General features: G+C 39.7%; 17 protein-coding genes. 14 read left to right on the top strand and 3 right to left on the bottom strand.

Translation table 11 applies throughout. The features are described from left to right. Positions 1 to 17: 17 nt before the first annotated feature. Entirely contained in the window at positions 18 to 203 is a 186-nt protein-coding gene (locus PaeCFBP13512_RS13835) for a hypothetical protein (protein ID WP_069328901.1), read from the bottom strand. Positions 204 to 504: 301 nt separating this feature from the next. Between PaeCFBP13512_RS13835 and PaeCFBP13512_RS13830 the strand changes: the two genes are divergently transcribed. The 3 genes from PaeCFBP13512_RS13830 to PaeCFBP13512_RS13820 are packed head-to-tail and all read left to right on the top strand — an operon-like array spanning position 505 to position 3,518. Next, positions 505 to 1,509 (top strand): FecCD family ABC transporter permease, encoded by a 1,005-nt coding sequence (locus PaeCFBP13512_RS13830; protein ID WP_137223805.1) that lies wholly within the window; start codon positions 505 to 507, stop codon positions 1,507 to 1,509. Positions 1,510 to 1,511: 2 nt separating this feature from the next. Next, entirely contained in the window at positions 1,512 to 2,537 is a 1,026-nt protein-coding gene (locus PaeCFBP13512_RS13825) for a FecCD family ABC transporter permease (protein ID WP_137223803.1), read from the top strand. Between the two features lie 30 nt (positions 2,538 to 2,567). Continuing rightward, positions 2,568 to 3,518 carry an ABC transporter substrate-binding protein gene (locus tag PaeCFBP13512_RS13820; protein WP_371748220.1) on the top strand — a complete coding sequence of 317 codons (951 nt, stop codon included), beginning with the start codon at positions 2,568 to 2,570 and terminating at the stop codon, positions 3,516 to 3,518. Positions 3,519 to 3,650: 132 nt separating this feature from the next. Here PaeCFBP13512_RS13820 and PaeCFBP13512_RS13815 read toward each other — a convergent pair whose 3' ends face one another. Beyond that, on the bottom strand, positions 3,651 to 4,646 hold the full coding sequence (locus tag PaeCFBP13512_RS13815; protein ID WP_069328905.1) for a metal-dependent hydrolase: 996 nt from the start codon (positions 4,644 to 4,646) through the stop codon (positions 3,651 to 3,653). A 471-nt stretch (positions 4,647 to 5,117) separates the two neighbouring features. Between PaeCFBP13512_RS13815 and cyoE the strand changes: the two genes are divergently transcribed. After that, positions 5,118 to 6,059 carry a heme o synthase gene (cyoE, locus tag PaeCFBP13512_RS13810; protein ID WP_137223799.1) on the top strand — a complete coding sequence of 314 codons (942 nt, stop codon included), beginning with the start codon at positions 5,118 to 5,120 and terminating at the stop codon, positions 6,057 to 6,059. A gap of 60 nt (positions 6,060 to 6,119) precedes the next feature. Here cyoE and PaeCFBP13512_RS13805 read toward each other — a convergent pair whose 3' ends face one another. After that, the gene (locus PaeCFBP13512_RS13805) at positions 6,120 to 6,455 is read right to left on the bottom strand and encodes a toprim domain-containing protein (RefSeq protein WP_137223797.1); all 336 of its coding nucleotides are present in this window, start codon (positions 6,453 to 6,455) and stop codon (positions 6,120 to 6,122) included. 182 nt (positions 6,456 to 6,637) lie between these two features. Between PaeCFBP13512_RS13805 and PaeCFBP13512_RS13800 the strand changes: the two genes are divergently transcribed. From PaeCFBP13512_RS13800 to PaeCFBP13512_RS13755, 10 genes are all read left to right on the top strand, one after another. Then, entirely contained in the window at positions 6,638 to 7,096 is a 459-nt protein-coding gene (locus tag PaeCFBP13512_RS13800) for an ATPase (protein ID WP_069326199.1), read from the top strand. Between the two features lie 30 nt (positions 7,097 to 7,126). Beyond that, positions 7,127 to 8,281 (top strand): transglutaminase domain-containing protein, encoded by a 1,155-nt coding sequence (locus PaeCFBP13512_RS13795; RefSeq protein WP_137223795.1) that lies wholly within the window; start codon positions 7,127 to 7,129, stop codon positions 8,279 to 8,281. 132 nt (positions 8,282 to 8,413) lie between these two features. After that, positions 8,414 to 10,435, top strand: coding sequence for a peptidoglycan D,D-transpeptidase FtsI family protein (locus PaeCFBP13512_RS13790; RefSeq protein ID WP_069326201.1), 2,022 nt, complete (start codon positions 8,414 to 8,416; stop codon positions 10,433 to 10,435). A gap of 167 nt (positions 10,436 to 10,602) precedes the next feature. Then, entirely contained in the window at positions 10,603 to 12,609 is a 2,007-nt protein-coding gene (locus PaeCFBP13512_RS13785; RefSeq protein ID WP_137223793.1) for a peptidoglycan D,D-transpeptidase FtsI family protein, read from the top strand. 26 nt (positions 12,610 to 12,635) lie between these two features. After that, positions 12,636 to 14,663 (top strand): peptidoglycan D,D-transpeptidase FtsI family protein, encoded by a 2,028-nt coding sequence (locus PaeCFBP13512_RS13780; RefSeq protein WP_137223791.1) that lies wholly within the window; start codon positions 12,636 to 12,638, stop codon positions 14,661 to 14,663. A 228-nt stretch (positions 14,664 to 14,891) separates the two neighbouring features. After that, positions 14,892 to 15,923, top strand: a complete 1,032-nt coding sequence (locus PaeCFBP13512_RS13775) for a metal ABC transporter solute-binding protein, Zn/Mn family (RefSeq protein WP_241669376.1) — start codon at positions 14,892 to 14,894, stop codon at positions 15,921 to 15,923. Between the two features lie 51 nt (positions 15,924 to 15,974). Next, on the top strand, positions 15,975 to 16,781 hold the full coding sequence (locus tag PaeCFBP13512_RS13770) for a metal ABC transporter ATP-binding protein (RefSeq protein ID WP_275094489.1): 807 nt from the start codon (positions 15,975 to 15,977) through the stop codon (positions 16,779 to 16,781). A gap of 148 nt (positions 16,782 to 16,929) precedes the next feature. Next, entirely contained in the window at positions 16,930 to 17,847 is a 918-nt protein-coding gene (locus tag PaeCFBP13512_RS13765; protein WP_137223789.1) for a metal ABC transporter permease, read from the top strand. Beyond that, on the top strand, positions 17,840 to 18,730 hold the full coding sequence (locus PaeCFBP13512_RS13760; RefSeq protein ID WP_137223787.1) for a metal ABC transporter permease: 891 nt from the start codon (positions 17,840 to 17,842) through the stop codon (positions 18,728 to 18,730). Before PaeCFBP13512_RS13765 ends, PaeCFBP13512_RS13760 begins: the two co-directional genes overlap by 8 nt. Before the next feature lie 287 nt (positions 18,731 to 19,017). Then, entirely contained in the window at positions 19,018 to 19,770 is a 753-nt protein-coding gene (locus tag PaeCFBP13512_RS13755) for a Cof-type HAD-IIB family hydrolase (RefSeq protein ID WP_069326206.1), read from the top strand. Positions 19,771 to 19,803 lie beyond the last annotated feature (33 nt).

Genomic DNA, 19,803 nt, shown 5'->3' with positions numbered 1-19,803 from the left:
GATGCTTTATAGATCAGCTAAATAGTAGGTGTTCCTGATTGACGTTGACGTTTGGCTTTGGTAACAAATCCCCAGCCGATATTACCGATAGCGACAACACCAAGCAATATCGCTAACCATGCTGAATAAGAGATAGCGATTGCACAAAACATTAACAAAACAATAGAAGAGACGGCAAACCACAGCGAAAGACCTTTACTCATGATGGATAGCCTCCTGAATGATATGGTCCGATCAAGCGGACATATGCTTAAATAATTACTACTTTCTATTGTGCCTGAGCATACTATAAGGGTCAAGTCTCATTCTGAAATGAAATACAATATATTACCAATAGTCAGATAAAGTCATACTTGTAAAAGCCTGTGTTTCGATAGAAATGTCGAACAACAGGCTTTTTTAATTTCTAATTGATTATTATTCTCAATTGTGTTGAAATAAGAAAGTGTTATGGAGGATAAACTCATGATTTATGCCGTATAGGAGGTTTGTGCAGATACGATTATGAATAACATGAAAAGCGTACGTGTCAGTTTCTCGTTTCTACTCGCACTGATTGTGTTGGTGCTATCGATATTTATCGCTGTCTCTTATGGAGCTAAAGAATTAACGATGGGAACAGTCTGGGATGCTGTATTTCATTATGATACAACCGTTACTGCTCACCAAATTGTGTATGATATCCGATTGCCACGTGTATTGGGCGCTGTGTTTGCAGGGATAGCTTTTGCTGTTGCCGGTGCTTTGATGCAAGGGGTCACACGTAATCCGATGGCAGATACGGGGATACTGGGAGTAAATGCTGGTGCAGCGTTTGTAGTGGCATTATGTTTTGCTTTTTTACCTCAATTATCGTATTCGTATCTGATGTTATTTTCGTTTGTAGGAGCAGCAATAACTACCCTACTGATTGTAGTGTTGGCTTCATTTACACCAGGGGGACTGAACTCATTAAAACTTACGGTTGCAGGTGCAGTGATAGCGGCGATGCTGCATTCATTAAGTACAGGGATTGCGCTTTATTTTGGATTGAGTCAAGATCTGGCTTTCTGGTATGCAGGGGGTGTGTCCGGTGTAACATGGGAACATCTTCATCTATTGATTCCGATTGTATTGGTTATGATGATCTGGAGTATCACAATGGGACGTTCGATTAGCTTTCTAGCACTTGGGGATGAGACCGCTACGAATCTAGGGATACGTACGACATCTGTAAAAGTCATGGCGATGATCGCAGCTGTTATATTAGCGGGTTCTTCTGTAGCTGTTGCAGGGTCGATTAGTTTTGTAGGATTAGTGATTCCTCATATAGCACGGCGCTGGATAGGGGTAGATTACCGATTGGTGATTCCGTTATCTGCTTTGTTAGGAGCGATTTTGCTGGTATGGGCAGATTTTGCTTCACGAATGGTAAGTCCTCCGCAAGAATTTGCGATTGGTGCTATGGTGGCTTTGGTTGGTGTGCCGTTCTTTCTTTATTTAGCACGTAAAGAAGGAAGGGGGTTATAAGGATGGATATTCAGCAGTTAAATGTTCGCAAACAACGTCGTGCGATCTGGATCACAGGTTTGATGGTGGTCATAGCGATCGTAATCGTCTTAATTAGTCTCAATACAGGCTCTATTAGATTATCCCCGTTACGTGTAATGTGGACATGGCTAGGACAAGGATCAACCGTCGAAAATTTGATTATGTTTCAGTATCGTCTGCCACGTATTCTGATTACGATTTTAGCAGGTATTGGTCTTGGTGTTGCTGGAGCTGTTCTTCAAGGAGTCTCTCGTAATTCTCTGGCTGATCCCGGGATATTAGGTATTAATGCAGGAGCAGGATTTGGATTGATCATTTTTGTCTCTTTTTTTCGTACGATGGAAGGGCCAATAGCTTTATTGATTCCTCTGTTCACATTTGGAGGAGGTGTATTGATTGCGCTAGTGATCTTTATGTTATCGTATGACAGACAGCGAGGATTACTTCCAATTCGCTTAATTTTAGTAGGAATAGCTGTTGCCGCTGGCGTAAGTGCGATTACATTATTATTGTCTTTGAAATTAGATCCAGATACCTATGCTTTTGCAGCGACATGGTTAGCTGGAAGTGTATGGGGCAGAGAATGGGTGAATGTGTGGGCGTTACTTCCATGGATCGCATTATTTGTCCCATGGGTGTATCTACGATCCAGAACATTAGATATGTTCGTTCTGGGTGATGAGATTGCAGCCAGTCTAGGGAACTCTACCACCAGAAGCCGAATAGTCCTTCTATTATTGGCTGTTGGGTTGGCTAGTTCCAGTGTTGCTATGGTAGGTTCGATTGGATTTATCGGATTAATTGCTCCGCATATTGCAAGACAGTTAGTAGGTGCTCGTCATCAACACTTTGTTCCGGTAGCGGCAATGATCGGGATGATCATGTTGCTTAGTGCCGATACGATAGGGCGCTCGATTTTCCAACCGAACTTTGTACCCGCAGGTGTGGTGGTAGCATTGATTGGTGGACCTTATTTTATTTATATTTTATTCAAAAAAACAGTCTGAATGATATAACGGAGGCAATACAGTATGAAAATAAAAAATAGTTTAGTTATGATGAGCTTAGCATTTATGATCATTTTCTTAGTAGCATGTGGACAACCTGCGGCTTCAACAACGTCTACATTATCTACATCATCTTCCTCAGGTATGGTCAAAGAAGAAAATGGTGTGATTGTACATGATTCCAAAGCCAAAGTCGCTTCGATGTCGATTCATATTACCAATAACTTGCTCGCTTTGGGGATTCAACCTGTAGGTTCAGTAATCGGTGGAGATGTGAAAGACTTTTTACCGCATGTTGCTGATCAATTAAAAGGAACTCAAAAGTTAGGTGTGGTGACTGATCCAGATATGGAAGCACTGCTTGCGCTTCAACCGGATGTGATCTATATCGATAAAGAATATTCAAGTAAAGATCTTACCAAATTTGAGCAAATTGCACCCACTATTGTGATCGATATGGATCAAGGAACATGGCAAGATCAATTGAAAGAAATAGCTACTCATGTAGGGCTTGAGAAAAAAGCAGATATGTTTATTGCAGACTACGATACAAAAGCAGAACAAGTCAGCACATTGATTCATAGCCGATTAGGAGCAGATGCAAAAGTGATGGCGATTCGAATGACTCCTAAAGAATTGCGTGTGATGAGTACAGTACGTCCACTCGGACCGATTATGTTCGAAGATCTAAAGCTTCAGATGGCAGATGGAATCGATAAAATCTCCAAAGATGAGCCGTATCAAGTCATTTCCAAAGAAGTATTACCTGATTTCAATGCTGATGCGATCTTCGTTATTATTAGTAAAGGTAATGATGCTCAGACGAACTTTGATGAATTGGAAAAAAATCCATTGTGGCTTAATCTTAAAGCTGTGAAAAATAAACATGTCTATGTATTGGATGGACAGAAGTGGCTCGATTATTCTTCTCTCGGTCAGCAAATGGCGCTTGAAGATGCGACTCAACTATTTAGTAAATAATGAGCAGATTAGTTTATAAAAAAATATAAAAGAAACCCCTGATCGGTATAGAGTACACAGCATGTTCGGCTGATGTCGCTATACACCTGATCAAGGGTTCTTTTTGTTAAAGTAATATAGGTTTGGATTTCATTAACTGATATGCAGACCTAGACGATCATTCATTTTGTCAGGGCTTAACCAGCCTACATAAGAATCGATGGCATTGTAATGATGATCCATCACAACCACACCGACAAACGGATATTGACGACGGTGACGATAACGAACATCTGCCCAACGTACAATATAACCCGTTGCTGTCTCTTCTACTTCAGAAACGGTATACGATGAAAAATAAAGCAATGCCTTAATATCACGATGTTTGCGAGAAGCTTCAATAGCCGGGTGATCCATTGACTCAATATAGTCTGCCCAGATCAAACGGTCTGGACTGTACCATCCCATTCGATAACTGCCATCTTTTTTGGCATGAACCACATGCCAGCGACGTAAAGAAATCGTCGGAATCAATATATAATGTCCATCCGGTTCAGGAGAACGTCCATTTTCGATATCTAATTCTTCTACTTTTTTCGTTAAAATAAAATGAGTGGCAGTACGCCATACATAATAGAGTGCAATCACTACATAAAGGGTAATAAATAATGGAGCAGGTGCAACTAAACCTGTGATCCACAATAACAGAGCCAGGATATGCGTACTGAAGATAAACGGATCAAAAATATTAATAATATTCCACGATATCCACTTATCACTAAACGGTCTGACCGCTTGTGTACCATACGTATTAAATAGATCGGTAAACACATGAACCATCACAGCAATAGCCGTCCAGAGCAGAATGTGCCCCATACCTGCGGGATGAATCAGCAAGGATGTACCTACACCAATCAATAATATCCATAACGCCATAAAAGGAAGGGAGTGTGACATTCCCCGATGATTACGAATATAAGTAGCATTGTCTTTAAATCTCAAAACCGTATCAAAATCGGGTGCTTGTGAACCTACAATCGTCGCCACCATAACCGCGATAGCTAATCTTGGATCAGAAGCGACAACGGGATCAACATAAGCAAGCCCGGCAAGCCCGAATCCCATAGCAAAATGGGTAGCAGTATCCATTACAAATTCTCTCCTTTTAGCGCTTGGCAATTAAAGCGCGACATCTTCTAGTGCAATCAAAAGTGATTTTTGCAAAGCAAAATATCTTACGATAAGCGCTTGGCAATTAAAGCGCGACATCTTCTAGTGCAGTCAAAAGTGATTTTTGCAAAGCAAAATATCTTACGATAAGCGCTTGGCAATTAAAGTGCGACATCTTCTAGTGCAGTCAAACGTGATTTTTGCAAAGCAAAATATCTTACGATAAGCGCTTGGCAATTAAAGCGCGACATCTTCTAGTGCGGTAAAAAAGATCCATCTTTTATTGATATCGGCAACATTATCGAATGGATTATAGCTATTTTACATGATATACGTAATAATTGCCTGTTCAGATTATGATAAACCAATTGCAAAAAGATGAATCTTAGTTAGCTCATTTGATAACAAAATGCGCTTGCCAAAGTAAGCGCTAGGGAGGAACTTATCAACGTGGACAATCGATTCAGTCAACCTACTCCTTCAGAGGCTACAACGGTCTCTACAGAACCTGCTCTTCCAGATCAACCAGCGACTTGGAAAGACTTTGTGACGTTAGCGAAGCCCGGGATTTTAAGATCTAATCTGATCGCTACATTTGGTGGGTTTTGGTTAGCATCCGGCTGGAATGTCAATTATATTCATTTAATATGGACATTGCTGGGAACCATGTTAGTCATGGCATCTTCCTGTGTATTTAACAATTACTTTGATCGTGATCTCGATACCAAAATGACACGTACCCAAGACCGTGTACTAGCAACACGCCGCGTCTCGCCTCATATCGTGCTCTGGTATGCGATCATATTAGGCGTACTTGGAATGGCTGTACTAACATTATTCTCAGGATTACTTGCAGTAGCATTCGGTATACTTGGAATGTTTGTCTATGTGGTGATCTATACGTTGTGGTTAAAACGTTCATCGACATGGAGCACCTCACTTGGTGGTATATCAGGAGCAATGCCACCGGTTATTGGTTATGTAGCCGTTACACATCAAGTGGATCTAGGAGCATGGCTATTATTTGCAATGTTATTCTTATGGCAACCTCCTCATTTCTGGGCACTCGGGATTCGCCGTGTAGAGGAATATCGTGCCGCAGGATTTCCACTTTTACCTGTTGTCAAAGGTATTAAACGCACAAAGTATCAAATGCTTCCTTATATTGCACTGTTGATTCCTATTCCTATCTTGATGTATGTCTACAATTATACAGGTATTATTTTTATGATCGTCTCGCTTGTTTTATCGGTACTATGGTTCGGGATGGCAGTCGCAGGATTTAAAAAACAAGATAATGATAAATGGGCGAAAACGGCTTTTGTTTTTTCCATTAATTATTTGACGATTAGCTTTATTACGATGATTATAGATACGGTTCATCACTCTTAAGCGTGTATTAAAATCATAAAAAAGAACACCACAAGAGGAGTATCTCTATGCGGTGTTCTTTTAATATAGGATGGGATAAATAATGTATTCTTCCAAGCCTGCTTTTTCTAATTGAGCCACTAGATATTCATCCGGTGTGCCTTCAACCCCTGCATAACCTCGCCGGGTATACATATGAACAGCATCCGGGAAAGTATCACGTAACACACCACGAATTTTTTTGCCTGCGGGATCATTGTCCATAAATAAGTAAACTTCATCATGCCCGATTTGTTTGCGAAGTTTTTCTAACTTTAAGGCGTTAAGTGTTCCAAATGTGCATTCGATCTTTATATCTTCTTTTAACAATCGACGTAATCGACTACGATCATTTTTACCTTCAACAATAATATACATCGCTTCATTCTCCTTCCATTTATTGTAATATATTCGAAGTGGATGTTATAAAAGTGATGATATCGGGCGTTTGCTGACATATCGTCTATACATCTTGTATAATGAACAAAGGTTATCAGGTAGGGTATGTATTATTACACAAATGGATTCATCATGAAAAATGAAAGTTGGAGGTTATATGTATGGATTGGCAAGTATGGGGCGAGTTTTTTAAACAAAATTGGCTAATCATTTTGGTTGCCTTAATTATACTCTTTCTCGTTATCAATCTGGTCAAAACGGTGATCAAATGGTTGATTGTTATTATTATTGCTGTAGCTTTATTTATATACAGCGGGATTTCAATGGATCAAATTAAAGATACGGTATCTGGAGTAACGGAACAGACGATTTCAGCATTACAACAAGAAGCAACAGAAGTGATGAAAAAAGAAGCCGCTGATGCGAAGTTTGAAAAAAATCAAGATGGTAGCTATACGATTCGTACCACTAATCTTCAAGTGCTAGGAACGCCTGGCAAAAATACAGTGGGTGTTACTTTCCGTGGTGTGTCTTTAGGGGAATGGGATGTGAAGGGAACGATGAAATCTTTTATTGATGAAGCTAAATCGAACGCTGGCACATCAGGTAACCCTTCTTAAACCGTGTGATCAAAATGTAGGGGGACCTGTATGACATTCAATGAGCTGTCCACGTTTTTCGATAGCAGTCCAGTATCGGTTTTGATTTATGTGATTGTTTTATTTTCGATTATTCAGGGAATACGTCATGGAGCTGTACGTTCAGCAGGAAGATTATTTTCGTGGGCGGGTCGTACCTTATTAACAGTACTTGCACTTGTACTAGCCGCTCCGTTTGCTTTGTGGGCATCGCCTCATGTTCAAGCATGGGCGCAAAGTGTATCTTCGGTTACACCAGAAGGTGAATTGAAATGGTGGACTGAAATGTATTATTCAGCCATTTATTTAATTTCTGAATTTTCATTATTGCGTTTTATTGTGCTATTTGTACTGAGTTATGTAGTAGCTAGTATTGCTTTTTCATTGCTAACCGTATTGCTTTTACCTGAAAAATGGCGCAGAGGAACAATCGTGGTGAATGAGAAGCGTTCTTCATGGATCAATCGTCTAGCAGGTGGAGGAATTGGGCTTCTGAATGGAGCGATTCGATCCGTAATAGTGATTTTAATTTTATTTATAGTAGTCAGCCTGTATCCAAGTACAACGGTCACTGCTTATGTAGAAGGTTCCTCTCTGTATCAAAAAAGTGTATCTACTGTGATTAAGCCCTTAACCGGTTCATTTGTAGCGGATACTTTACCTGTATTCACCAGTGCAGTGGAAAAAGAGTTGACTGGTATTTTTCAACGTAAATATGATGTCGTTGATCGCAGTATCCCATCTGATATCGAAGATGCGGCGGCAGCGATTGTAGCCAAAGGAACAAGTACAGAAAGTAAAGCTCGTCTGCTCTACGAATGGGTAGGATCTCGAGTAACTTATGACTATAGTAAAGTCGAAAATTATGAACAGCGTGGAATCTGGCATGAGCAGAATCCTGAAGAAACTTTTGCGACTCGTAAAGGGGTATGTATTGATTATGCCCGTTTATATGCGGTGATGGCTCGTTCTCAAGGGATAGATGTAAGAGTCGTCACAGGGCTTGGTTATAATGGACAAGGTGGTTATGGTCCGCATGCTTGGAATCAAGTGTATTTGCCAGATTCAGAGCAATGGGTTCCACTTGATCCAACATGGGCTTCAGCGGGTGATTGGTTTAATCCTCCCAAATTTGCAGAAACACATATCGAGCAAAGCGTGTTGTAAAAGAGCGAAAATATTCAACAGCAGGTTGTCTATGGTATGATAAAAAAAGTTCAAAAGTCGTCTCGTTTTATAGTTGATGTACAGAATGACAGGCCTCATGTAGTGCCGTAAGAGAAAGGGAAATGTTACAACATGAATAAATCGGGTATGGACGATCCGTCAAAGCGCGAGATTAAAAATCAGCGTCAGTTTTCGATTCGACTGAATGTATTTTTTTTCGCGACCTTTGTCATTTTTAGTGTGTTAATTGTTCGTCTGGCGGTCTTGCAGTTTGTTGAAGGTCCAACGTTGAAAGAAAAAGAAGCAAGTATTTCTAGTAAAAGTACCCCGATTCCACCGATCCGTGGCAATATTATGGATGCTTCCGGTGAAAAAATTGCTTATTCTACGTCGTCTCAGTCACTTTATTTTACATTGGAAAAAAATTATTCTTTAGCTAAAAATAAAGATGAATTGTACGGCATCGTAAGCAAACTCAAAAAAGTATTCAATCAATATGGAAGTAAAGATGAAACAATGACAGCGGATCAGATTATTGAAGCGATGGATATTACGTATCGCAAAAATTTTGGTTACACTCCGCGCCGTGTCAAAAAAGATTTAACCAATGAAGAGATTGCTTATTTCCTCGAACATAAAGATCAATTTCCAGGGATTGAGATTGTAGAGGAAAGTGTTCGACATTATGATACGGATCGTGTCGCTGTGCAGACCGTTGGCTACTTGTCTTCTTTTGCCGGTGTACGTAATACGATGGACCATTATAAAAATAAAGCGAGATTAGAAGATGCTCAAGAAAAATATCTAGATACAGAGTTTGTCGGTGTCGATGGTATTGAGTATGCGTATCAAGATGATCTACGCGGTAAAAATGGTCTTAAAACAACCCCTGTTAATGCAATGAATATTGCAAGCGGGCGTACTGAATTGACTGCTCCTGAAAAAGGGAACAACGTCTGGATGACGATTGATAAAAATGTACAAAAAACAACGCAACAAGCGATTACCGATCAATTGTCATTTCTTCATTCCTACCGTAGCGGTTCATCCTATGCGCCTAATGCACAAACAGGATATGCAGTAGCGATGGAAGTCGATACAGGAAATATTGTCGCTATGGCAAGTATGCCTGATTATGATTCTAATGTATGGGAAAGTATGACAGACGATAAATATAAAGACATTCAGCATTATTATGCAAACGGAGCGATTCGTGAAGTGTATCGTGAAGGGCATGCTTCTTCAATGGTGTTGATGGGTTCTGTTATTAAGCCTTTGAGTGTTCTAGTAGGGCTTAAAGAAGGATTGTTTACACCTTATAGTGGTTATCAAGATATTGGATTTGCACAGTTTGGTAAAGCAGGATACGAGACCAAAGTACGTAATTCCAGTAATCATGTATATGGCTATTTAACTCCTTCTACAGCGATCGAACATTCATCAAATGCTTTTATGGTTGATATGGTCGGCAAAAAGTTATACACCAAATACGGTGGCGAATCGATCAATGTCTGGGATAAATATATGAAAGAATTCGGTCTGGGTGTTTCTACGAAAAGTGGGCTTCCTTACGAGAGTGATGGTTCAGGGGAGTATATGAATCTTAAAGCCGCTGGTAGTGCGCAAGCAGCGATGGCGTATGCTTCTTTTGGACAACAGGGGAAATATACCACATTGCAATTAGCACAGTATGTAGCGACCCTAGCTAATAAAGGTACACGTCTCAAACCTCAATTGGTAAGCAAAATTACAGATTCAGAAGGTAATATTGTACAGAAAACCAAAGCACAAGTCGTTAATCAAATTGATTTCCCTGATTCTTACTGGTCTGCGATCAAGTCAGGAATGAAGAGTAAAGTATCTGGATTTGATGGATTCCCGTACGACTATGCTCGTAAAACAGGTACATCTCAGCAATCAGTATATGGTCATCTTGTGGATAATGGTGTATTTATCGCTTATGCTCCACGAGATAATCCGAAATTGGCTGTTGCCGTAGTGATTCCAGAAGGTGGATTCGGTGCGCAAAGTGCGGCTCCAGTAGCTCGTAAAATCTTTGATGCTTATGATCAAGAATATGGCTTAGATGGTATTCCGAAAAAAGTATCTGAAGCAAAAACAACAGATCAAACCGCAGCTACAAGTAATAATTAATTGTAAACGTAGATGTGTATGTTCCAAATATGTGTAAGCAGGTTCCTTTCGATAAGGAACCTGCTTTTTTGTTATCTTTTTGTAGTCTACATAGCGCTTACATATGTTAAAATGAAGAAAGAACAACATTATATGGAACAAAATACATAGGAGGTTCAACAACCCGAATGAAAAAGTGGAATGAACAATCATCAGAGGACCTCGAAGTCAGTCATCGTAAGCAATTTTCGGTGCGTTTGAATATATTCTTTTTTTCTGTATTTGTTATTTTTAGCGTGCTTATTGTACGTTTGGCTATTTTACAATTTGTAGAAGGTCCAACGTTGAAAGAAAAAGAAGCCTATGTTGCCAACGATATCACTCCGATTGTACCGACCCGTGGGAATATTTATGATGCTACAGGAACCAAAGTTGCTTATTCCCTTTCGATGCAATCGTTATATTTTACATTGAGTAAAGATTATCGCTTGGAGAAAAATAAACCAGAATTATACCAAATTATTGGTGACCTCAAGCGTGTATTTAATAAATACGGTGATCCTGATCGTAAAATGACAGCCGCAGAAATTGAAAAAGAAATGGATATTAAATATATTAAAAACTATGGCTTTACACCGCGTCGAATCAAAAAAGATTTGAGTAACAGCGAGATTGCTTATTTTCTTGAACATAAAGATCAATTCCAAGGGATTGAAGTTAGAGAAGAAAGTGTGCGTGAGTACAGTAAAGATCAGTTAGCTGTACAGACGGTAGGTTATTTGAAAGCCTTTTATGGTGTGAAAACTTCAATGAATAAATATATAAATCGTGCTCGACTATCAGATGAGGAATCTCGTTATATTGATACCGAACTAGTCGGTGTCGATGGTCTTGAATATACGTATCAAGACGAACTTCGTGGGAAAAACGGTGTGAAGAAAACACCAATCAATGCGTTAAATCGTGTGAATGGACGTGCTACTTTAACACCACCAGTTAAAGGGAATAATCTCTGGATGACGATTGATAAAAATCTACAGTTGGTTGCTCAACAAGCAATCACTGATCAGCTTTCATACTTGCATTCTTATAGTAGTGGTAATGCTTATGCACCTAATGCTCAAACGGGTTATGCAGTAGCGATGGAAGTCGAAACAGGCAATGTAGTAGCTATCGCAAGTATGCCAGATTACGATTCCAATATCTGGGGAAATGCACCTAGTCAAGACCAAATCAATGAGATTCTATCTCGCTCTGCTAATGGTACGATTCGAGAAGTATACCGAGGTAAAGGAGCTTCATCTATGGTCTTGATGGGTTCTGTTATTAAGCCTTTAAGTGTATTGATCGGAATGGAAGAAGGACTATTTACGCCGTATGCAGGATACTCCGATCGCGGATATGCTGAATTTGGTAAAGCAGGTCATGAGACTCGTGTACGTAATGCATTAGGTGAAGTTCTAGGCTATTTAACACCGACTGAAGGGATTCGAAAATCCTCCAATGCTTTTATGGTCGATATGGTCGGCAAGCGTTTGTATAACAAATATGGTGCCGAATCCGTCAACGTCTGGGACAAATACATGAAAGAATTTGGTCTAGGTGTAACTACAGGAAGCGGACTTCCTTACGAGAATGAAGGTCGGGGAGAGTATCTAAATCTGGAAGCCGCAGGTAGTGCGCAGGCAGCGATGGCTTATGCTTCTTTTGGACAGCAAGGTCGTTATACTACACTTCAATTAGCACAGTATGCAACAACACTCGCCAATCGTGGTAAACGTCTCAAACCTCAATTTGTGAGTAAAATTACAGATGCTCAAGGAAATCTAGTGAAAAAGATCGAGCCTGAAGTATTAAATACTGTAAACTTTCCAGACGAATATTGGAATACTGTTATTCAAGGGATGAGAAGTAAAGTACCTGTATTTGAAAATTATCGTTATGATGTAGCACGTAAAACAGGTACATCCCAGCAATCTATCTATGGTAAATTAGTCGATAACGGTGTATTTATTTCTTTTGCTCCTCGTAATAATCCGAAGTTAGCTATTGCTGTAATGATTCCTGAAGGTGGCTTTGGTTCTCGAAGTGCAGCTCCAGTCGCCAAAAAAATATTTGATGCGTATGATCAATACTATGGTTTGGATGGAGTCCCTAAAGGTAAAGCTGTAACTGAAGAAACAACAACAGAATAAACACAATTGATAAAAGGTGGATATCTATGAATTTGAACAAAAGTCCTGCTCATGAAAATGAGCAGGAAAAACACCGTAAACAGTTCGCTATTCGACTCAATATTTTCTTCTTTATAACGTTTGCTGTATTTTCAGTGATTGTTGTTAGATTAGCTATTATTCAATTTGTTGAAGGGCCAGAATTACGTAAAGTAGCAGAAGGCGATATTGTCAAAGAAGTCCCTCTTTTACCGACACGAGGAACGATTTATGATTCAAGTATGCATCCGATTGCTTATTCAGAACCTACGCAGTCTTTATATTTGACACTAGATAAAGATTATAATCGAGCAGATCGTATTCAAGAAGCGAAGCAGTTAGCAAGAAAGTTACAGAAGATATTTGATCAATATGGCGATCCAAATACTAAGAAGTTAACAACAGTCGATATTTTTAAAGCAATGGATACTACATATGCTAAAGGAAATGGCTACACACCTCGACGTATCAAAACAGGATTATCTGATAAAGAAATTGCTTATTTTTTAGAGCGTAGAGATGAATTTGAAGGTATAGAAATCGTAGAAGAAAATATACGACATTATGATACAGATACGGTTGCTGTTCAGACAGTAGGATATTTGCGTCCTTTCGTATCTTCTATGAGTCGAAATAAATATAAAAATATCCAACGAAATTCAAGTGAAGATCCCGCTATGAAATATTCGGCTATCGAAAATGTAGGATTTGATGGATTAGAACTGTTATATCAAGATGAATTGAGAGGAAAAAGTGGTTATCGTAGAGTGCCAATCAATCCTAAAAATATGGCTTCTGGACCGACAGAACTTATTCCACCTGTCAAAGGATCGGATCTTGTACTAACGATCAACAAAGAGATACAAGTAGCGACGGAGAAAGCAATCACAGAGCATACGGCTAAAATACGTTATTCAGGCACACGCGGAGTTAGTGCTCCTAATGCTGTAACAGGGTATGCAGTAGCAATGGAAATAGATACAGGTAAAGTGGTTACTATGGCAAGTATGCCTGATTATGATAGTAATATTTGGAGTAAAGATACACGTACTGAAAGTGAATGGAAAAATATAGAGCCTTACTATATGAATGGCGCTATTCGATCTGTCAATCGTCCAGGTGGTGGCGATCATCCTTCTTCGGTTGTTTTACTAGGGTCGACGATGAAGCCTTTATCTGTGTTAATTGGCTTAAATGAACATTTATTCACACTTGGAGATCGTTATAATGATCATGGTATTACCACATTAGGAAAAGAAGGATATGGCACTAAAGTACGTAATGCAAGTAGCCGAGCTTATGGAACATTAAGTCCGATTGGTGCTATATCTCATTCATCCAATACCTTTATGGTCGATATGGTTGGTAAACGGTTATATCAGAAGTATGAAGGTAAACCAGGTGTAGACGTATGGGATAAATATATGGAGCAATTTGGATTAGGAGTATCTACAGAAAGTGGACTTGCCGCAGAATATATAGGATATAAAGAGTATATACATGAAATGGAATCAGGAAGTGCTCAATCTGCTTTAGCATATGCTTCTTTTGGACAACAAGGGAAATATACAACTCTACAACTAGCACAATATACAACGATGTTAGCGAATCGTGGAGAACGTTTGAAGCCACAATTTGTGAATGAGATTCGTAATGCAGATGGACAAGTAACCAAGAAATTTAAAAAAGAAGTGCTGAATAAAGTAGATTTTCCTTCAGAGTATTGGGATGCAGTTCAATCGGGAATGCAAAGTGAAGTGGATGCGTTCAAAGGATTTCCTTATGATTATCGTCGCAAAACAGGAACTTCACAACAGCGGATGGCTACAGGTAAAACGATTGAGAATGCTGTCTTTATCGCGTATGCTCCAGCACAAAATCCTAAACTAGCTGTGGCTGTTGTTGTACCTGAAGGTGGATATGGTGCTCAAGGTGCCGCTCCAATTGCACGTCAGATTTTTGAAGCTTATGATCAGCAATATGGATTAGATGGTGTACCCAAAAAGAAACCCGCTACTGAAAATAGTGCAGAGTAATATACAGTAAATGATTAAATAAATGAGTCTAAATATAACATCAAGCAAGGGGTGAAATAGCCCCTTGCTTTTTTTTGCCTTCTACTTTAAAATTTGCACTAGGGAAACATTATTTCCTTATATAAAAATATAGTCATATGAGAAAAATAATTGCTTCAATGTAATATTTAAAGTGTAGATTATTGGTATATAGAAACAGACTATTTTGAAAGTATAGGAGGATCATATATGTCGATTTATCGTTCCAAATCAACATGGGCAAAAGCATATCTTATTAATAAACATAACCGTAAATCTGCAACATCGTCTCCGTTATATCAACGCATGCTGTATAGCATTAGTATCGCTGTGATTGTTCTTATTCTTAGTGGATGTACAACTATTCAAGGGGCAACCGACGAATCGCCTTCGTTTGCAGAAGGGGGAGCATTACGAATAACGGCAACTACCGGTATGATTGCTGATGCCGCTCAGGAAGTCGGTGGGGAGCATGTATCCGTTGTAGGATTAATGGGTCCTGGTGTTGATCCGCATATGTATAAAGCTTCACAAGGAGATATTCGTAAGTTAGACGATGCAGATCTAGTGTTGTATAACGGACTGCATTTGGAAGGTAGTATGACCAAGATTATGGAGAAAATGAGCAAATCTCGCCATGTGGTGGCTGTAGCTGAAAATATTGATCCTAACAAGCTTCGTTACAGTGAAGATGGAGCAACCGAATATGATCCTCATATCTGGTTCGATGTGAGTCTTTGGGTGAATGTGACTCAGACGATTGAAGCGGCACTGATAGAAGCTGATCCTGCACACGCAGCAGATTATCGCCAAAATGCTTCTGTTTATATAGCAGAGCTGAATACGTTACATCAAGAAGTACAGAGTAAAATAGCGAGCATTCCAGAGTCGGGTCGAGTGTTGATTACAGCTCATGATGCTTTTGGATACTATGGTGATGCTTATAATATTGAAGTTAAAGGGTTACAAGGGATCAGCACAGCCGCAGAATACGGTTCTAAAGACGTAAGTGATCTACGGAATGAATTAGTCGAGCGGGGAATCAAAGCGGTATTTGTAGAGTCTAGTGTGCCTTCCAGATCGATGGAAGCTATTATCGCAGGTGCTCGGTCAATGGGACACACGGTTCGTATTGGTGGAGAATTGTTCTCGGATGCTATGGGTGAAGCAGGAACAACCGAAGGAACGTATATCGGAATGGTACGTCACAATACAGATACGATTGTAGAAGCGCTGAAATAATAAATGATTGCATACACTTGTTCATCATACATTATACAAGGAGGTTTATTTATGACCCATTTATCTTTATCTGATCCTATAGCTGTTACAGACAACAACGCTATGGCTATGCCTCTCCAAGTAACAGGGCTGACTGTAGCCTATCATAAAAAACCAGTTGTACAGGACGTATCATTCACTTTAGCTCCTGGAAGACTGATTGGATTAATCGGCCCGAATGGTGCAGGGAAATCCACTTTACTTAAAGCTTCACTTGGATTAGTCCCTTCGATCGCAGGGGATGTCAAAGTCTATGGAAAAACCTATCAACAACACCGTAAAAAAATAGGGTATGTGCCACAGCGAGAATCAGTAGATTGGGATTTCCCTACGAATGCTTTAGACGTGGTATTAATGGGCACCTATGGACGATTAGGTTGGTTCCGCCGCCCTGGCAAACATGAACATGAAACAGCGATGGAATGTCTACGCAAAGTAGGGATGGCAGATTATGCACAACGGCAGATTAGCCAATTGTCTGGTGGACAACAACAACGTATTTTTTTAGCTAGAGCGTTAGCGCAACAAGCTCAATTGTATTTGATGGATGAACCTTTTGCAGGGGTCGATGCGACGACAGAGAAAGCCATTATTTCATTGCTTGAACAACTCAAAGCAGAAGGTAAAACAGTTCTGGTCGTTCACCATGATCTGTCTACCGTAGAAGCGTATTTTGATGATGTATTACTGCTAAATCGTACACTGATCGGTGCAGGGGCAGTCAAAGATATATTTAATGCTGACATGTTACAGCAGACATATGGTGGCAAAATGGCGGTGTTACAAGGTAAAGAAGGTATTGTACTTGCAGGGAAATAAGCACTTATAGTACCAAGTGCTGATAGAAGAAATCGCACTTATAGTGCCAAGTGCTGAACGTAAGATATTTTGCTAAGCAAAAATCATGCTGGATTGAAATAGAAGAAATCGCACTTATAGTGCCAAGTGCTGGGGGTGAGGAGAGTATATGTGGAATACGATAGGGGCTTTGATACTTGATCCGAATGTACGCTGGATTATTATCGGTTGTATGTTACTCGGATTAAGTAGTGGAGTGATTGGTTCATTTATGGTTTTGCGGAAGCAAAGTTTGATAGGAGATGCACTGGCTCATGCGGCATTACCGGGGATTTGTATTGCTTTTATGTTGAGTGGTGTCAAATCAACAGGTGGATTTTTTATTGGAGCTTTAGTTGCAGGGGTACTCGCGACCTTTGGAATTCGATGGATTACACAATATTCACGAATCAAACAAGATGCAGCAATGGGCATTATTTTATCTTTCTTTTTCGGAGTAGGCGTATTGTTACTGACTCATATTCAACATAGCGGAGACGGTGGACAAAGTGGGTTAGACAAGTACCTATTTGGACAAGCGGCTTCTATGATGCAAAGTGATGTCTATGTTCTTGCCGGTATTAGCCTATTGATGATCGTTATCTGTGTGGCTTTATTCCGATTATTTAAACTAATCAGTTTTGATCCTGGATTTGCCAAAGGTATGGGCTTGCCTGTCGCCTTTTTGGAGCAACTTCTTCTACTATTGACGGTTATTATTGTGGTTGCAGGAATTCAAGCAGTAGGCGTAGTATTGATGTCTGCATTACTGATTACACCTGCTATTGCAGCACGTTTCTGGACAGATCGTCTGCATATTATGGTGATGGTATCCGGTATATTTGGAGCGTTAAGTGGTCTGATCGGAACATTGTGGAGTGGAATGGTGTCTCAATTGCCAACAGGTCCGGTGACAGTACTTGCGGCTACTGTATTCTTTGCAATCTCGGCACTATGTGCTCCGCGTCGTGGATGGTTAGCCAAATTATGGTCGCGTAAGCAGACCAAAGAGCAGTGGCAGCGTCAAGGAGGAATAAGCCATGAGTAGTGATTTTTGGATTATTTTAACAGCTTGTCTGATGTCAGCCGCTTGTGGATTACTGGGTTGTTTTCTTATTTTGCGCAAAATGGCACTGATTGGGGACGCGATTAGTCATGCCGTATTACCCGGCATTGCGATTGCTTTTCTACTGAGTGGCACACGAGATTCGTTAGCGATGATGATTGGAGCAACTGCTCTTGGATTGCTTGCTGTATTTCTAATTCAATGGTTACAAAATTCAGGTATCCAATCGGATGCATCAATCGGCATTATTTTTACAGCATTATTTGCGATTGGCGTTATTATTATCAGTCTCAATGCTCGTAATATTGATCTGGATCTCGACTGTGTATTGTTCGGTGAGATTGCTTATGTACAGTGGGATACATGGACAGCGAACGGAATAGATATGGGACCACGTTCGGTCTGGATGTTAGGATCGGCATTATTGATTATTTTACTGTTACTTGCATTATTTTATAAACAATTCAAAATTTCAGCATTTGATCCAGCGATGGCAGTAGCTTGTGGGATTCCAGTGATGTTATTCCATTATTTATTAATGGGAATGGTGTCGATGACTTCGGTGGCTTCTTTTGAAAGTGTAGGAGCTATTCTAGTGGTCGGTATGTTGATTATTCCAGCATCTACTGCTTACTTGTTAACAGATCGTCTAGGCAGAATGCTAATGTATAGTGTACTAACAGGAGTCGTTAGTTCTATTATTGGTTATTATACAGCATATGTGCTTAATGCTTCGATTGCAGGCAGTATTGTTACAGTAGCAGGTATATTGTTTGGAATTGCTTTTGTATTTTCTCCAAAGCATGGTGTATTGATTCGTCGTCTGCGTCAACGCCGTTCTCAAGGAACAGCAATCGCTGAATAAGAATCCTACCAGAAAAGTATAAATATATACTTTCTAAACATCTTGTCTTTGTTGAAAGTGAAACAACATGATAGGTCTACACATGAATGTAAACCATTTGCAAAACATCCTGTAATCTTGCAGGGTGTTTTGATTATTTTTCACATGTAATTTACAAAAGCTTTTGTGACCGATGTAACATCTATGATAAAATGAGCCTGTTATCGCAATAAGCTCACTGACTGGCTACAGTAGATTCAATAAACACCACTATAGAAATAGGAACAGGAAAGGAACGATACGACAAGATGACAACACGTAAATATAAGTTATTAGCTTTAGATATGGATGGAACATTATTAAACGATAATCATGAGATTACACTCGAAACAATTAAATGGATTAATAAAGCGATGGATGAGGGTATTCATGTATGTCTGTCTACAGGACGTGCAGCTCATAGTGCAATGCCTTATGCCGAGCAATTAGGCTTAGATACTCCTATGGTCACTGTAAATGGTAGTGAGGTCTGGAAAGCCCCTCATGAGCTACATCGACGTACACTGGTTGATCCTGATCTCATTCGTCAAATGTACGAATTGGCAATCGAAAAAGATGTCTGGTTCTGGGCATATACAGTGAACGGTTTACACAATCGTGATAACTGGCTAGAAGAAGGTACAGACCTTACAAGTATTGAATGGCTCAAATTTGGCTATAATACCGAAAACGATGAATTGCGTTACCAGATTCTTATGGCATTACAAGATATGGGTGGACTTGAGATTTCCAATTCGTCTCCACATAATCTAGAGATCAATCCACTTGGAATTAACAAAGCAGCAGGGATCAACGAAGTATGCCAGTTGCTTAATATCGACATGTCTGAAGTGGTTGCTGTAGGCGATAGCTTAAACGATCTCGCTGTCATTCAAGCTGTTGGATTAGGTGTAGCGATGGGTAATGCTCAAGAACCTGTGAAAGAATCGGCAGATTTGGTTGTAGGCTCTAATAATGATGATGGAATTGTTGAAGTCATTCGCGATTATATTCTGATCTAAAAAAAGTTGCAACGGATCAGGCTCTCTTCGAGT

Origin of the sequence: Paenibacillus sp. CFBP13512, from assembly GCF_005233705.1 — a bacterium.
In the GTDB taxonomy this organism is placed as follows: domain Bacteria; phylum Bacillota; class Bacilli; order Paenibacillales; family Paenibacillaceae; genus Saccharibacillus; species Saccharibacillus nuruki.
This window is presented reverse-complemented; position numbering and strand designations above follow the sequence as displayed.

Excerpts from the sequence above, each read along its gene's own strand:
- PaeCFBP13512_RS13835 (WP_069328901.1), bottom strand. The coding sequence starts at position 203 with ATGAGTAAAGGTCTTTCGCTGTGGTTTGCCGTCTCTTCTATTGTTTTG.
- PaeCFBP13512_RS13830 (WP_137223805.1), top strand. The coding sequence starts at position 505 with ATGAATAACATGAAAAGCGTACGTGTCAGTTTCTCGTTTCTACTCGCA.
- PaeCFBP13512_RS13825 (WP_137223803.1), top strand. The coding sequence starts at position 1,512 with ATGGATATTCAGCAGTTAAATGTTCGCAAACAACGTCGTGCGATCTGG.
- PaeCFBP13512_RS13815 (WP_069328905.1), bottom strand. The coding sequence starts at position 4,646 with ATGGATACTGCTACCCATTTTGCTATGGGATTCGGGCTTGCCGGGCTT.
- PaeCFBP13512_RS13805 (WP_137223797.1), bottom strand. The coding sequence starts at position 6,455 with ATGTATATTATTGTTGAAGGTAAAAATGATCGTAGTCGATTACGTCGA.
- PaeCFBP13512_RS13800 (WP_069326199.1), top strand. The coding sequence starts at position 6,638 with ATGGATTGGCAAGTATGGGGCGAGTTTTTTAAACAAAATTGGCTAATC.
- PaeCFBP13512_RS13795 (WP_137223795.1), top strand. The coding sequence starts at position 7,127 with ATGACATTCAATGAGCTGTCCACGTTTTTCGATAGCAGTCCAGTATCG.
- PaeCFBP13512_RS13790 (WP_069326201.1), top strand. The coding sequence starts at position 8,414 with ATGAATAAATCGGGTATGGACGATCCGTCAAAGCGCGAGATTAAAAAT.
- PaeCFBP13512_RS13785 (WP_137223793.1), top strand. The coding sequence starts at position 10,603 with ATGAAAAAGTGGAATGAACAATCATCAGAGGACCTCGAAGTCAGTCAT.
- PaeCFBP13512_RS13780 (WP_137223791.1), top strand. The coding sequence starts at position 12,636 with ATGAATTTGAACAAAAGTCCTGCTCATGAAAATGAGCAGGAAAAACAC.
- PaeCFBP13512_RS13775 (WP_241669376.1), top strand. The coding sequence starts at position 14,892 with ATGTCGATTTATCGTTCCAAATCAACATGGGCAAAAGCATATCTTATT.
- PaeCFBP13512_RS13770 (WP_275094489.1), top strand. The coding sequence starts at position 15,975 with ATGACCCATTTATCTTTATCTGATCCTATAGCTGTTACAGACAACAAC.
- PaeCFBP13512_RS13765 (WP_137223789.1), top strand. The coding sequence starts at position 16,930 with ATGTGGAATACGATAGGGGCTTTGATACTTGATCCGAATGTACGCTGG.
- PaeCFBP13512_RS13760 (WP_137223787.1), top strand. The coding sequence starts at position 17,840 with ATGAGTAGTGATTTTTGGATTATTTTAACAGCTTGTCTGATGTCAGCC.
- PaeCFBP13512_RS13755 (WP_069326206.1), top strand. The coding sequence starts at position 19,018 with ATGACAACACGTAAATATAAGTTATTAGCTTTAGATATGGATGGAACA.